Genomic DNA, 14,307 nt, shown 5'->3' with positions numbered 1-14,307 from the left:
TCGCTGGCAACTTTTGGGCGAGCGAAACTGTTTCTTTGATTCATAACGGGCGTGCGGCGCCCGTGGAACGCTCTCAAGAGGACTAATGAGTTTAAAAATTCGGCGTTGCTGAATTGGGGGATGAAATTTGTAGGGCAATCCCCCCGTGGTTGCCCCACTGCTGACAGCGTAAGCACTTAGAATTACCCCATCAGGCAAAATCATACTTGGATTCAGCAGTACCAAAAATTCTTCTTTTCAGTCCTCTTAAGAGGACTTTCGCTTTGAGGCAGGGAATTCATTCCCTGCCGGACTGCGGGTTTGACGTTAAGTTGACAACAATGGGCACGATACTGTGTCCCGGAGGAGATTGTGTGCGATCGACCGAATTTGATATGATAATAAATTACCGATTACTAATTACCAATTACTCCAGATTATGAATATTGTTTCTGTGTTACAAGTTATCTGGTCTTTGTCTGCTTTAGGACTTGTGATTTTTGTGTTGCTGCACAGTCCTAAAGGCGATGGTATTGGAGGGATTGGCGGACAAGCTCAATTGTTTACCAGCGCCAAGAGTGCAGAAACGAGTCTGAACCGGATTACTTGGGGTCTGTCTATTGTTTTTATGGGTTTGACTGTAATTTTGAGTGCTGGTTGGTTGACGCCTAAGTTATAAGATTTGGATTTTTAACCGCAGATGAACGCAGATAGACGCAGATAATATCAAGTTCATCTGCGTTTATTTTCGTCTATCTGCGGTTGCAAAAATGCGGTTGTGGAAAGTTAGAGTAAAATCTCGATTGCTGGCTGGTTTGGGATTTGCTTTATGTTGTTTTAGCCTGATAATTTTTAGTCAGGTTAATACTCCGGCTGCAAGTCTTTCCCCTCTCCCGAATAGTTTGCCGCATCCACAGGTTCACCCTTTGCCGCCAACGCTAGCAAATTGGCAAGATTCCACGGATAGTGGTGATTATTTTGACCAGGTTAAGCCACCGAATTTCGGTCATTTGTTGTGGTCTAAGTTTCCGATTCAGGTTTATGTTGAGCGTCCAGTTGATGCTAATAAGTCTGAAGAATGGGTGGCGGCTGTGTTGGATGTGGTGCGGCAATGGGGGGTTTATTTGCCTTTGGAAGTGGTGGATAGTTCGGAGGTGGCTGATATTAGGATTTTACGTCGGGCTCCGCCTTTGCGTCAAGGGGTTTTGCGATCGCGCTCTGGAGAAGCTACCTATGAATTGTACGCCCGTCGGGATGGGGATAAAACCGTGTTATCTCATCGGTTTTCGGTTTATTTGAATCCGAATCAAGTGGGTAAGTATATTCCGGCGACGGCGCGGCACGAGTTGGGTCACGCTTTGGGAATTTGGGGTCACAGTTTGATGGAAACTGATGTGCTTTATTTTTCTCAGGTGAGAAACCCTCCGCCTATTTCAGCGAGGGATGTTAATACTTTGAAGCGGGTTTACGAACAGCAGACTCGGTTAGGGTGGGAATTTCAGAGACTCGGCGATTGAAACCGCATCTCCCCAAATTAAGTTCGCTTACGCGGACTAAGAAAAACATAATAGTTAATAGGAAATATCAGGAATATGAAAGATGAATGTTTTGGGATTGTGCCGATTTTTGGAAAGGAAGCTGATGCTTTGTTTTTGTTGATTCAACATCAAGCGGGACATTGGGCGTTTCCGAAAGGTCACGCGAACCCCGGGGAATCTCCTGCGGAAACTGCAAGGCGGGAATTTGAGGAGGAAACAGGTATATCGGATTTTGAAATGCTGGATGAGCCGAGTTTTACGGAACACTATTCTTTTGTTAAGGATGGGGAGCCGATTGAAAAGACTGTTACTTATTTTTTAGGTTTTGTCAATTCGGTGGAAGTTGTTTTGCAAGAGGAGGAAATTCAAAATTCTGCTTGGCTTCCTTTTGAGGAAGCAGTTAAACGGATTACTTTTGATGCAAACCGCCTAATGTTTGGGGAAGTTAAGGCATATTTGGATGGCAGAAATTTAAGAGTCGGCGGTTGAAACGGCTACTAGACAAACTTTCGTCCGCCTAAGCGCTGGCTTCGCCCACGCGGACTAAGAAAATTTAAGAGGGATTTGGTATAAGTCCACATCGATAAACCCGGTAACTTTTGCGATACCGGGTTTATTAAGTGTCAGATTCTGTGGGCGACTCCTGTCGCCAATCTGAGGTTATTTGTTGATTTTCTGAGCTTCGGCGTGGTGTTGCAAGCGAGAAAAAACGTTGTAGGCGTCGGGGCCGGGAGTATCGTGTTCGGCAGCGCCGTCGATGGGGCCGTCAATGGCTTTCCAAGCAGGAATTCCGCCTTTTAGTTCGGCTACTTTTTGAAAGCCTGCTGCGCGCAGAAGATTGGCAGCTTCGGCGGTTTGTTGGTCGTTTTCGCCGTAGATGTAGATGTCGCGGATGGGTTCTAAACTCGATTGTGCTCGTGCGACTAATTCGTCCATTGGCATCATTACCGCGCCGGTAATGTGGCTTTTGGTGAAGCTTTCAAAATCACGAGCGTCGATGATTGTGAGTCCGGGTTCGCCCCAATCTAAACGGGCTTTGAGGTCGTGGCTAGATGCTTGAGCTTTTAAACCAGGAGGGGTGGGAGTCAAATCTGGAAGCTTTTCTTTGATGTCGGAAATTTGGTCGGGAATATTTTTCATGGGTAAAATGTTGTTCAATGTTTTGATTGCTATTGCAATGTAACAAGATGTTTAGGTTGAATTCGTCTTTCTAAAGGCAGAATCCGGTATTGAACTAAAGTCGCATTTAAGCTGGTTTGCTGGTTGTTAGCTAAGGTTGGGATCGCTACATTTGTTGAGGTTGCTAGAGCGTAGCGGGCTGTGCTTCAGATGGTTTCTATCTTATTTGCGGCGGAGAATTGGACGTGGGATCGCTCGTTCGATTCGCTATTTTATCAAAGGATTCAATTTTAGTCAATCCCTATTATTTTTAAATGAAATTTGAATAAGTTGTGCGTAGCCTCGCGCGGATTTTTGCGGGACAGCTTAAATGTTTCCCAGCAAGGTTTCTGGTAAAATTTAAGAGTAAAAACAAGTATTTAAAGGTATGAATATGTCTGAGAAAGATGAAATTCCGGTGTCTAACACTTTGACACCGGAAGAGCAAGCGGTGTGGGATGCGAAGGCGAAAGTTCGGGTGCTGCTGAATTTGTGGGATTTGGGCGGCGGGAAGATGAAGGTGAAAAAGGGGGATTTGACTAAGCGGATTGTTCGCACTAATGAAACGAGTCAGAGATATGTGGAAGTGCTCGGCGAGTTGCAGGCGACTGGGGCGATCGAGTATTCGCTGGTAAATCGGGTGACGTTGGTGGAATTGAGCGCTAAGGGGAAAGAAGTTTTAGCGCAGGGGCTCAAAAGTAAGGATTCTTTGTTTGAGTTTGATGGTTCTCAAATTGGTACTCGGCTGGGAAATTCTTTGTTGAAGTGGATTCGACATCAGGATGGTGCGGCGAGTGTTGCGGTTGAGAAGGGGAAGGCGGATGTAGGGACGATCGCATCCTATGAGGATTTTAAGGCTGTGGCGCTCGATGTGTATGACAGCTTGAACCGGGATTATAACTTAGACGATTTAGTGCCGATTTATCGGATGCGTCGGGTGATCGGCGAAAGGGTAGGGCGATCGGAGTTCAATGAGTGGCTGTTGGAAATGCAGGCTAAGGACATTTTCCAGCTTATAGGTGGCAGTGTAGAAGACAGCGCCCCCGACAAAATCGAAGATTCTATCACCACAAAAGTGAACGGTTTGCGCTGTTATGTCAAGCGTTTAACCTAATTAATTTGAGTTAGTAGTGCATTCGCTCCTTTATCTTCACACTCACACAAAACAATGAATGACTTTCACTCCTCAATCCCCGACCTCAATAAAGCTATTGTAAGTCAAAACCCTTTTGACAGATCGTTAATAGTCAGGAGCAATGATATTTGGAACCCAAGTTTTCCTGACGTTCCTTCTATCAATGCTCATGCCTCTGATGCTATCTTTCAGGCGATAGAGCAAATCCGCGCCGGGTATCGTACAGTTAGTGGCATCACGATCAAAGCTGAAAAAGGCCTAGGAAAAAGCCACTTAATTAGTCGGATTCGCAGCCGCCTTCTCGATGAAGGTGGTTCTTTCTTTGTTTATATGAGCGACGTAGACTATGGAAACTTAAACCGAGTCCACGCTAACTTTCTAAACAGTTTGTCTTTAAGCCTGAAACAGATTGGTAACGAAGGCGTAATGCAGTGGCAAGAATTAGCAACTGCTTTGATCAATGAGGCATTAGGAAAAACTCACATACCTCAAAATTTAGTCAAGCAATTTTCGGGGGCATTAGCTAAAAATCCTAAATTAGTCGATCGCTTAACTGAAAAAGTGCTTCAACTGAAGTCAAACATCGAAAATCCTTATTTAATCCAAGCTATTCTGTGGACACTTTCTTCAGATAAAGTGAGCTTTGCAACCAACTGGCTGTCTGGAAAAGCCTTGGCACAGGGACAAGCTGATGCAATGGGTTTACCAAATTCTACGGAAGAGGACAAAGAAGCCGAAGCATTTCAGAGTGTTTGTCAAATTTTAGACTTAATCGGTGATTACAGAACTCTAGTAATTGGATTTGATGAGTTAGAAAGTGTAGATCGAAATGAAGCTGGCTTCAGCAGGGCGCAGGTCGTCGCGCTATTAGTAAAAGACCTGTACGGTAAAATTAAACGAGGTGTCTTAATGACAGCTATGTTTGATGAAACTTGGCAATTTCAAATTAGAGCATTACCCCAGGCCGAGTCAGTCACAGCTAGAATGGGTGAAAAGATTTTTGATTTACAGTATCTGAATGCTGATGATGTAGTGACTCTAGTTTCTCAATGGCTCAAAGAATTTTATGAGAGTAAAGGTTTAACTCCACCTTCTCCCGTTTATCCTTTTCATGAAGGTGAATTAAGAGAACTGGGGAAAGAAAAATTAATTGTCAGAAAGGTTTTAGAAGAGTGTGCTAAGAATTGGAAAGTACCTGACGATCCTACTCCACCGCCAACAGCAGCAGATCCACTCCATCAAGTTGAACTTGCTTTCAACAACGAACTGAATGCACTTGAGGGAACAATCGACAAATATTTTGACGATAGCAATATTTTAGCCGAGGCTCTATATTTGGCCTTCCTTGCAGTCAAAGGGGAGACTGTGGAACGAATGCAAGTTGAGGAGATTGAAAAGGTACAAACTAAAGCTGTAGACAAAGGTTATCTCCACTTTAGAATTCGAGGCAAAGAAAATGGAAAGTCTGTCAAGATAGTAGTAGCAGTTGTCCAAGAATCTGGGGCAAAGTTTGTCAGTGCCGCATTAAAGCGATTAATTGAGTATCAAAAGTTTGATATGACTCGCGGTTGTTTAGTTCGTTCTAAAGATGTTAAACCGAAGACTGTAGGAAAACAGTGTTTGGATCAACTTCTTTCTCAAGAACTAGGTGGAGAATTTGTCAAGCTTGCAAGTGAAGATATCAAGCCTCTCTTAGCCATTTATTTGGTCAACAAAGCTCGCACAGAGTACGATGTAACCGAAGAGCAAATACTGGAGTTTATTGTTCAGAAAAAACTCGCGACTGAAAATTATATAATTTGTGAAATTCTTAGCGACCCGTCGGGTCAGATTCCTGAGGGGTTGGTTGATGAAAATGAGATAGCTGAAAGTACGTTCATACCTGATACAACGGAAATTAACAACCTCGACGAAGCAATTGATAAATTATTAGGTCAATAAGTGGATGAGTTATTCTGTTTTTGTTGATACGGCTTTGCAGTTATCTGCTCCAGATGTGGAAGCCTTAATCGAAGGGCGAGTGATTGCAGCCATGCCTCGAATTTTTATCGAGCCTGGTAGGTCATTTGCCCTATATCCAGCCAATATATCGATTAATTTGCTCCCCCATGAGCAATACTACCGATCGAGTTTTTTACCAATTGCTAAAACCTCATTTTCTCAGTTAACTTCTGAGACGATTTTGATAAAAGCTTGGGCTAAATGCGAATTTTGCCAAATACTAAACGCTCCTGAATCATTAGAGGCTTTGTCACAGTTAACAGTCTGGACAACAGAGGCATTACAGCAAACTCTCCTGCAACGACGTTATATTTTTCTAACTCATCTTCGCGTTTATCTGCTACCTCAGCCGCTGGAAATGCCAGTGCATCCCAGCGGCAATTTTGTATCTTTGCCAAAATCCCTAAATGTTACTGATTCAACGCCAGTGTTGAGCGAGTCTATCTTTGCCAAACGCCGTCAAAAGCTGGAAAAACTAGAGCCTCCTGAACATCCAGAATTGGAAGAGTTGCAAAGTGCATTAGTGCATTTATCCACCACCAACCCAAAAGCCCAACCACTAGACGCAGAAATCAAAATGTTTCTAGGTTGGTCGGAAAAATTACCCACAACACAACCAGACCCGGATTTAGCATGGATAAGTGCGATCGCACAAATTGGTAACTCTAGCGATGGTAATACATTTGAAAAGTTAGTCCGCAAAAGTTTGGTAAAGCTAGGTTTTGCCAATTCTAACACTAATCCGAAAGCTAGCCTCAATCCAGAATCAACAGGCGGCGCTGGTGGTTTAGACTTTTATTGCGAGACTCCCTATCCAGTAGCGGGAGAGTGCAAAGCTAGCAAACATGAAAGTGTACCTAATAGTGTAACGGCTCAACTAATTCATTTAGGTTTGACTCACTTGGGTCAAGATAAGTTCGATCGATCGGTTAAAATTATTTTGGCTGCTGGGCCTTTAACTAATCCAGCTAATCAAGCAGCTCTTGGTAGTAAAATGAATGTAATTCGCCCGGAAACATTGCAAAAGCTGGTTGAACTGAAAGCTAAGCAACCAGGTTCGATCGATTTATTACAGTTAAAACCTTGTTTGGAACAACAGCCGTTTGGTGAGGAAGCGGATGCTAAGGTTAATCGCTATATTGACGATGTGCGGGAAAAGCTTAAAGTGCGATCGCACCTTGTCAAAATCGTGAAAAATCGTCTAGAAATCAGAGGGGTTGAAAATGTTGGAGTTGATGCTATTGATGGGGCATATTATGCTAATCCAAATCCACCTCAGCCATTGAAGCTTAAAGAAATGCACGAAATTTTAATAGAGCTTTCCTCACCATTGACGGGTTACTTAGGGCGAATTCAAGGAGAGGAGTGGCGGAGCGATCGCTTTTATTTCCTGCGTGATTTGTCGCTAGATGATTGAGATACGTCAAGGGCGATTCCCCACGGGATAGCTTCGCCGCGCGTACTTTATCCAATTTCCTACACTGCATCAGGATCTACACCCAATTCCCGTAACCTCGCCGCCAACCTTTCAGCGCGTTGATGCTCCTCTTGGGCGCGTTGACGTTCCATTGCAGCTTCCTGTTCGAGTTGCCGCAATTGACCGTTTTCTGCCTTAACTAACTCCTCTACCAATGGCGGGTTTAGTATTTCATCCACCGATAAAACCAGCTCGGGAAATACTACAGACACAATTTCCTCACCAGGCAAGAAATCTGTATACGTGTAACCATCTTCACCTTCAATCAATGCAAAAAGCCGGATTTTTTGCTTGCCCGTTTTAGGGTCAACAATGCAATATTCTGGCACATTCGCTAATTCGTACTCTCCGCGTTTGATTACGTAATCTTCGCGGCGATTTTCGCTGACTACTTCTACCACTAACAGCGGCTTTTCATCAAATTCGAGGATACCTGCACCTGGTCTAGCAGCAGCTTGTTCCAAAAGACTTTGAGTGCAGACAACTACATCGGGAATCCGAGATTTATCTTCATCTGTTCTCACTCCCAGACCGGTTTTTACTACTAAGTCGAGATTGTGTTCAGCTAGGTAACGCTGCAACTGGTAAACTAAATATTCGCAAATTTTGATGTGTAAAATAGTGGCTGTTGGCATCGGGATTAATTTGCCTTTGTACAGTTCATATTTTACATCAGATTCTCCTTGATAAAATCGGTATTCTTCAAAAGTTAAGGTCGGCGAAGTATCGAGCTGTTTTTCTTCGACTGCTGGCACAATAGATTGAGACATATATTTTTACCTATCTCGATAGTTTGCTATTATACTCAATTTTGATTTTAACACTCAAGGCATTGAGTACCAAAAAATCGATCGCCCTTATTGACAATAAAGCAATTTGATCCGGTTAAATATTTAGTTCAGTTCACCATTTGGGCGATCGCCTCAACAAGGCTGTAGCTGCCTCACTGTCGAGAGGTTTAGAGAAAAAGTACCCCTGACCGTACTCGCAGCCGATCGCCCGCATTTGAGCCAATTGGACGGCGGTTTCGACCCCTTCTGCCACTACCTCCATCCCCAAACTGCGGGCCAGCATGACGATCGCCCGCACGATTTCCAAATTTTCGCCCATTTCCCCGATGCGGGTAACAAAAGAGCGATCGACCTTCAAAATATTAATCGGGAACTTGTGCAAATAACTCAGAGACGAATAACCAGTGCCGAAATCATCAATACACAGCCCGATACCCAAGTCTCTCAAATGCGAAAGCATCGCCGCCGCCGCTTCTCCATCTTCCATCACCACACTCTCAGTAATCTCCAACTTCAAACAGCGAGCGTCCACACCTGTTTCCAGCAAAACTTGCTTAATTTGCTCGATCGACTCAGGTTCCGCAAACTGCCTCCCAGAAAGATTTACTGCGACTGTCAGCGGCAAATTTCCCACAGGTAAATTCAAACTCTGCCACTTAATAATTTGGCGGCAGCTTTCGTTCAAAACCCACAAACCCAAAGGCGTAATTAACCCTGTTTCCTCCGCCATCGCAATAAATTCCATCGGGGAAACTAAACCCCGTTCCGGGTGCAGCCAGCGCACCAGCGCCTCAAATCCGATAACCGCTCCGCTTTTTAAACAAACAATCGGCTGATAATAAACAGTAAAAGGACATTCCAATTTATAAGGAGCCAATGGCGATTTCGGACGATCCAACTTCCGCTCTATTTCGCTCATCGGTGAGTTTTCCTCCACCGCCACACATCCGAAATCCACTATCGAATATTTCAAATTTAGTTCTTCAACCGACTCCCGCAAATCGTGTTCCAAGTGCATCAAAGCCACAGCCCGAGTGTGCATCGCACTGGTAAAAACTTCGTAGCGAGCTTTACCCAGAGCTTTTGCCCGGTACATCGCAATATCAGCATCGCGCAAAATATCTCCCGGCCACTGATATTTGTCGGTACTCAAAGCAATGCCGATGCTAGCAGTAATTAAAACTTTATTACCTTCCAAATAAAGCGGTCGTTCGATCGTTTTGAGAATTTCCTTTGCTTGGGCGATCGCCTCATCAACACCGTGAATTTCATCCAGCAAAATCACAAACTCATCTCCCCCCAGACGCGCCACCGTATCCCCTGGCCGCAAACAAGTCAAAAGACGGCGAGCCACGCCCACCAACAGCCGATCGCCCGTGCGGTGTCCCTGACTGTCATTAATCACCTTAAACCTGTCCAAATCCAGAAACAGCACCGCAAACTGATAGCTCGGATGCCGTTGGGCGCGGGCAAAAGCTTGCCCCAACCTGTCAGTCAACAAAGCACGGTTCGGCAACTCTGTCAGCGCATCGTGCAAAGCATCGTGCAACAGTTGTTCTTCAGCCATCTTGCGCTCAGTCACGTCGTGACAGTTGACCACAATTCCCCGCACCGAAGGTTCGTTGAGCAAATTCGTCGCCACCGCTTCCAAAACGCACCAGGAACCGTCCTTGTGTTTCACTCGGTATTCCGCCATTCCCTGGCTAACTCTCGGCATTTGCATGACACCTTTGAACACTTGATCCACTATCAGCAATTCGTCAGGGTGAATCAAGTCAAATATAGACCGGCCCAGGACTTCCGCCGTCGGGTAGCCCAAAATCCGCTCTAGAGAAGGAGATACATAGCGGCAAAAGCCTTTCTCGTCGAGAATCACAATAATGTCTCTAGCATTTTCAATCAACGATCGAAAGCGCTTCTCGCTTTGCCGCAGCTCTTGTTCCGTGCGCTTTTGGTCGGTAATATCGGTATTCATGTAAATCAGACCGACAATTTTCCCCGTGCGGTCTTTAATAGCATCGGCCCGCAGCAACACTTGCAAAGTTTTACCGCTTTTAGTGCGTTTGGTAATTTCACCAAACCAAGAATAACCCTGGGCGATCGTGTCGAGTACCTCCCGGGCGACTGCGGGGTCAGCAAAAACTGCCGATATACCTCCGGCTAGTTTACATTCCTCTGCGGTGTCCCATTCAAATAGCTGAGAAAACGCTTGATTTTGATAAATGTGAGTGCCGTTCGCATCGCTGATGCCGATCGCGTCACTCGAACTTTCCACCGCCTTGCGAGTCAGCACCAGAGCTTCTTCTGCCCGCTTGCGCTCGGTAATGTCAATCCCTACCAGACAAGCTGCTTTGCCGCGATCGTACTTTTGAGCCACAATCAAATAGTACCCCTCGGACTCTCCCCCGTCGGTTTGTACCTTAACGTTGAGTTCTTTAACCGCTTCCATAGCGTCGCCGGCAAAAAACTCCACCACAAAAGAGTTAAAATCCGAGCTAGCGCCCAGAAAACCAATATCTTGACCGACAAAAGCCGACGGCCGCAAACCATGCAGTTTGGCTAAGTGCTGGTTAACCCCCAAATATCGCAAATCCGAGCTAATCCAAGATACTGTTCCCGGAACTGCTTCCAAAATCGTTTGCAGTTGGTCGTTAGCTTGCTGCAATGCTTGCTGCACTTCACAGAGTGGTTCCGACAAGTCAGACTGAACTCCTACAAAGTGAGTCAAATTAGCGTTGTCGTCTCGCACGGGAGATAGCGATAATTTGGCCCAAAATGGAGTGCCGTCTTTGCGGTAATTTTTGATTGGTGTCTGGATTTCTAGACCTTGGCGCAAGGCGTCGCGGATCTTAGCTACAGTAGTTCGATCAGTATCCGGACCTTGCAAAAATCGGCAATTACGCCCCAAGATTTCACTGGCGCAGTAACCCGTCATCCGTTCAAAGGCCGGATTGCAATAAATTATCGGACAGTCGGGTGCCTTGGCGTCAGCAATCACAATGCCGCTGCTAGTAGCGGCCAAAGCTCGATCGCGCAGCCACAGGGCTTCTGACGCAGTATGGCGATCGCCTACACCCCCCACTCCACCTAAATTAGAAATTGACTGGTTCTCCCGATCTCCCATCAGCCGAACTTTCAAGCAAACCTTTACAATTTCCGAATTGTTTCTTACTCTAACGTTTTTCACGACTCGCGCAACGTAAATTGTATCTCCGCATTTAAGTAAGCGGGATTTCACCTTAGTGGTTAGTTGTATTTTCTACCCTTGCTGTTGGGCATTTAAAAAAGCACGTCTTCACTTCCGCAGTGCAAAACCCTCTATTCTTCTCCCCCTCAGACTCTCTCCCCCTCAGACTCTCTCCCCACGCCCTGGCAATCACGATCTGCAGCAGCTTATTTAGCAGGAGTTGCGGCTTGAGAACTCGGCGGCGCAATATTAATTAAGGGCAAAGTTCCGCCTCCTCCCATTACTGTCGGAAACTGGCCGTTCCATTTTTCAATTGCTTGCTGCTGCAAAATTTCGGCTGTTAATGTTTGCCGCTGCAAGCGTTGAGCTTCGGCTTTACCTTTAGCGCGGTTAATTTCAGCTTGAGCATCTTGGGTTGCTTTTTGAACAGTAAATTCTGCTTGTTTAGCTTCCTGTTCTGCTATTTGTTTGGACTCGATGGCTTTGCTAAATTCTGGAGAAAAGCCAAAATCTATTAAAGAAACATCTCTGACAATCACGCCGTAAGGTTCCAAACGCTTTTTGAGGCTGTTGTCGATTTCTGTTTTGAGTTCCGTGCGCTTAGTGATTATTTCTTCGGCAGTCTTTTTAGAAGTTGCTGCTTTGAGAACTTCCGAAATTGCCGGACTCAGAATGCTGGTAACAATTTGTTCTTCGTCTCCCACTTGTTGGAAAACTTGATTTACTTTGGCGGGGTCAACATTCCAGTTGACTGCCAAATCTGTAGTAATGCTTTGCAAATCTTTGGATGCGGCATCTGCTTTCAAATCGGTTTTTTGTACCCGCACGCTGATAGTTTTTACAGAGGTGACGATCGGTAAAATCGGGTGGATGCCTTCATCTAATATCGCGTTTTGAACTTTGCCGAAGCGCATCATGACGCCGCGTTCCCCTGCGCCGACGAGGGCAAAAGGTCTTAAAATTAAGGCGGCGATGATGAAGACGATGCCACCGACGATGTAGAGAGCTAGGTTGTACTGAACACTTTTCATGGTTTTCATATGTTGATTCACCTATGTTGTGTTACTTGATGTTAGTTTTATATTCGATCTTATCTAAGATTATAACTTCATGTTAAGGGGGCAACAACTCATAAATTCATTGATTTTTTGTCATAAAAGTCATATAGTGGCGAGGGTCTGGGAACCTCTTAGCTCGATGAGCGGGGATGAACAATGGCACTTGTAGCTGGGTGAGATTATTGATTAATAAATGTTTCAATCATCTTGACAAAGAGGAGCTTTTTAGATAAAGCAGAAGTAAATAGATAGCTCGATCGCTCTCGGACAAGCGATAAAATGGCGATCGGAAAGAGAAAGCTTTCTAGAAAGCTAGAAAATCAGGATCGAATAGGTATTTTTTGTAAATTTTGAGTAGAAGATTGGAGGTGCTTGCCGCTAAAACCTTTGGGGGTTGGATCAAGCACAAGCGAAAGATAGAATTTCACTCTCCGACCTACAGACTCTATTTGTAGAATTGGGATCGGCCGGCCTTGCTCAACCCACCTGAGTAGAAAAAAAGACTTCTTGGGCAAGCTAGGAATTTATAGCTACAAACGATAAAAATCTGAGTTTAAAAATGCCCGAAAATAAGTTAAGCTTAGATGAGAACGGTTGAAGAAAAATCAAAATGTTGCAGCGACACCCTTGGCCGCAGACAATTGAAGAGGCGATCGCCATTCAAGAACAGCTTCGGTCAGAGGTAATTACCGCCAATCAACTGGACACAGTTCGGTACGTCGCAGGCGTAGATGTCGGCTACGACAGTGCAAACGACGTATCGCGGGCCGCTGTAACAGTTCTGAGCTTTCCTGACTTACAGTTGCAGCAGCAAGCTGTGGTTCGCAGTCCTACAACTTTTCCTTATATTCCGGGTTTCCTGTCTTTTCGAGAAGTGCCGGCAGTTCTCGAAGCTTTAGAAAATATCAGTTTGAGACCAGACTTGATATTGTGCGACGGTCAAGGACTAGCCCACCCCCGCAGGTTCGGTCTTGCCTGCCATTTGGGGGTTTTGACAGGGATTGCCACGATCGGAGTTGCCAAAAATCGATTTATTGGAGAACATTCAGAAGTCGGACTCGACCGGGGCAGTTGGGAACCATTGCTGTTGGAGGGATCGACGGTAGGAGCAGCGCTGAGGACGCAAACAGGGGTAAAGCCGATTTATGTTTCGATAGGTCATAAGGTAAACTTGATAAGTGCGATCGAGTACGTCCTGCGCTGCGCCCCAAAATATCGCTTACCAGAAACAACTCGATCGGCAGACCAACTAACATCGGGATAACTGGCAAGCGCCGAAAGCATCAAAAAAAAAGTAAAAAGACCAAAAAAGCATCCGTCTTTGGACTTTTAATTTTTGAGGTGGCGCGGTTAAGTCAAAAAATCCTCTGAGTCTACTGCCAATCAGCTTTCACTTCCATCCTTCCAGCGAACTAAAGAATGACTATACCTGAGAAAGAGGTATAAAAGTTGGGGAGGTTTATAGAATGATTGAAAGACAGTAACCAGCTTAAAACATTGGCGGCTCTAACTATAGTGCCCGGGCGTGAACTATTTTTAGTTCACATTTGTAAATTATGAAAGAGTCATCCTGCGAGTTCAACCAAAAGCTTAGATTCGTCTGATGAGGTTTCATAATTTACCGTCGGATATCTCACCACTGACTGGGAGTAACCACGACAGTGGGAGGCGAAGGCGCGATCGAGCTAAAAAATCAGAAACAAACAAGGAGACAGTCATGGCTGAGAAAAGCAAACGCGGATTCGCTTCTATGGATGCAGAAAAACAGCGCGCAATTGCTAGCAAAGGCGGAAAAGCTGCACACGAGAAAGGAACTGCACACGAATTCACCCCTGAAGAAGCCAGACAAGCTGGTCAAAAAGGCGGCGAAGCTGTCAGCAGAAATCGCGAACACATGGCTCAAATTGGTCGCGAAGGCGGTCGGAAAAGCCGCAAGAGCGAAGCTTAAGTCTCTCAAGGCTGGCCCTGTAATGAAAGATTGCA

Annotated in this window: 13 protein-coding genes; 8 read left to right on the top strand and 5 right to left on the bottom strand. The window is 45.2% G+C overall.

From position 1 onward, the window contains the following. Nucleotides 1-204, bottom strand: a 204-nt coding sequence (locus QUB33_RS23705) for a hypothetical protein (protein ID WP_333355153.1), incomplete at its 3' end; no start/stop codon positions are given. A 214-nt stretch (nucleotides 205-418) separates the two neighbouring features. On the opposite strand from QUB33_RS23705, the gene secG reads away from it, so the two are divergent. From secG to QUB33_RS23690, 3 genes are all read left to right on the top strand, one after another. Beyond that, the gene (gene secG, locus QUB33_RS23700; RefSeq protein ID WP_333030803.1) at nucleotides 419-658 is read left to right on the top strand and encodes a preprotein translocase subunit SecG; all 240 of its coding nucleotides are present in this window, start codon (nucleotides 419-421) and stop codon (nucleotides 656-658) included. A 91-nt stretch (nucleotides 659-749) separates the two neighbouring features. Further along, complete coding sequence (locus QUB33_RS23695; protein ID WP_333355150.1) at nucleotides 750-1,496, top strand: peptidase; 747 nt, start codon at nucleotides 750-752, stop codon at nucleotides 1,494-1,496. Nucleotides 1,497-1,571: 75 nt separating this feature from the next. Then, a complete protein-coding gene (locus QUB33_RS23690; protein WP_333355147.1) occupies nucleotides 1,572-2,006 on the top strand; it encodes an NUDIX domain-containing protein in 435 nt (144 codons plus the stop codon). 171 nt (nucleotides 2,007-2,177) lie between these two features. Here QUB33_RS23690 and QUB33_RS23685 read toward each other — a convergent pair whose 3' ends face one another. Then, on the bottom strand, nucleotides 2,178-2,657 hold the full coding sequence (locus QUB33_RS23685; protein WP_333355144.1) for a rhodanese-like domain-containing protein: 480 nt from the start codon (nucleotides 2,655-2,657) through the stop codon (nucleotides 2,178-2,180). Nucleotides 2,658-3,069: 412 nt separating this feature from the next. On the opposite strand from QUB33_RS23685, the gene QUB33_RS23680 reads away from it, so the two are divergent. Genes QUB33_RS23680 through QUB33_RS23670 form a run of 3 tightly spaced genes read left to right on the top strand, consistent with a single transcriptional unit; the run spans nucleotide 3,070 to nucleotide 7,228 of the window. Further along, nucleotides 3,070-3,789 (top strand): hypothetical protein, encoded by a 720-nt coding sequence (locus QUB33_RS23680; protein ID WP_333355141.1) that lies wholly within the window; start codon nucleotides 3,070-3,072, stop codon nucleotides 3,787-3,789. Between the two features lie 54 nt (nucleotides 3,790-3,843). Then, entirely contained in the window at nucleotides 3,844-5,751 is a 1,908-nt protein-coding gene (locus tag QUB33_RS23675) for a hypothetical protein (RefSeq protein WP_333355138.1), read from the top strand. Nucleotides 5,752-5,755: 4 nt separating this feature from the next. Further along, nucleotides 5,756-7,228 (top strand): DUF1802 family protein, encoded by a 1,473-nt coding sequence (locus tag QUB33_RS23670; protein WP_333355135.1) that lies wholly within the window; start codon nucleotides 5,756-5,758, stop codon nucleotides 7,226-7,228. A gap of 59 nt (nucleotides 7,229-7,287) precedes the next feature. On the opposite strand, the gene QUB33_RS23665 is transcribed toward QUB33_RS23670, so the two are convergent. The 3 genes from QUB33_RS23665 to QUB33_RS23655 all read right to left on the bottom strand — a co-directional run bounded on the left by QUB33_RS23665 (nucleotide 7,288) and on the right by QUB33_RS23655 (nucleotide 12,306). Further along, entirely contained in the window at nucleotides 7,288-8,058 is a 771-nt protein-coding gene (locus tag QUB33_RS23665; protein ID WP_333355132.1) for a Uma2 family endonuclease, read from the bottom strand. Between the two features lie 133 nt (nucleotides 8,059-8,191). After that, nucleotides 8,192-11,266 carry an EAL domain-containing protein gene (locus QUB33_RS23660; RefSeq protein ID WP_333355130.1) on the bottom strand — a complete coding sequence of 1,025 codons (3,075 nt, stop codon included), beginning with the start codon at nucleotides 11,264-11,266 and terminating at the stop codon, nucleotides 8,192-8,194. 206 nt (nucleotides 11,267-11,472) lie between these two features. Further along, a complete protein-coding gene (locus QUB33_RS23655) occupies nucleotides 11,473-12,306 on the bottom strand; it encodes a prohibitin family protein (RefSeq protein WP_333355127.1) in 834 nt (277 codons plus the stop codon). Between the two features lie 628 nt (nucleotides 12,307-12,934). Between QUB33_RS23655 and nfi the strand changes: the two genes are divergently transcribed. Together nfi and QUB33_RS23645 are read left to right on the top strand one after the other, a co-directional pair. Further along, nucleotides 12,935-13,588, top strand: coding sequence for a deoxyribonuclease V (gene nfi, locus QUB33_RS23650; protein WP_333355123.1), 654 nt, complete (start codon nucleotides 12,935-12,937; stop codon nucleotides 13,586-13,588). A gap of 453 nt (nucleotides 13,589-14,041) precedes the next feature. Beyond that, the gene (locus QUB33_RS23645) at nucleotides 14,042-14,272 is read left to right on the top strand and encodes a KGG domain-containing protein (RefSeq protein ID WP_006631632.1); all 231 of its coding nucleotides are present in this window, start codon (nucleotides 14,042-14,044) and stop codon (nucleotides 14,270-14,272) included. Nucleotides 14,273-14,307 lie beyond the last annotated feature (35 nt).

This window comes from Microcoleus sp. B3-A4, from assembly GCF_036705385.1.
GTDB lineage: Bacteria > Cyanobacteriota > Cyanobacteriia > Cyanobacteriales > Microcoleaceae > Microcoleus.
Note: the sequence above shows the minus strand (reverse complement) of the source record. Positions and strands in the feature narration are given on the sequence as shown.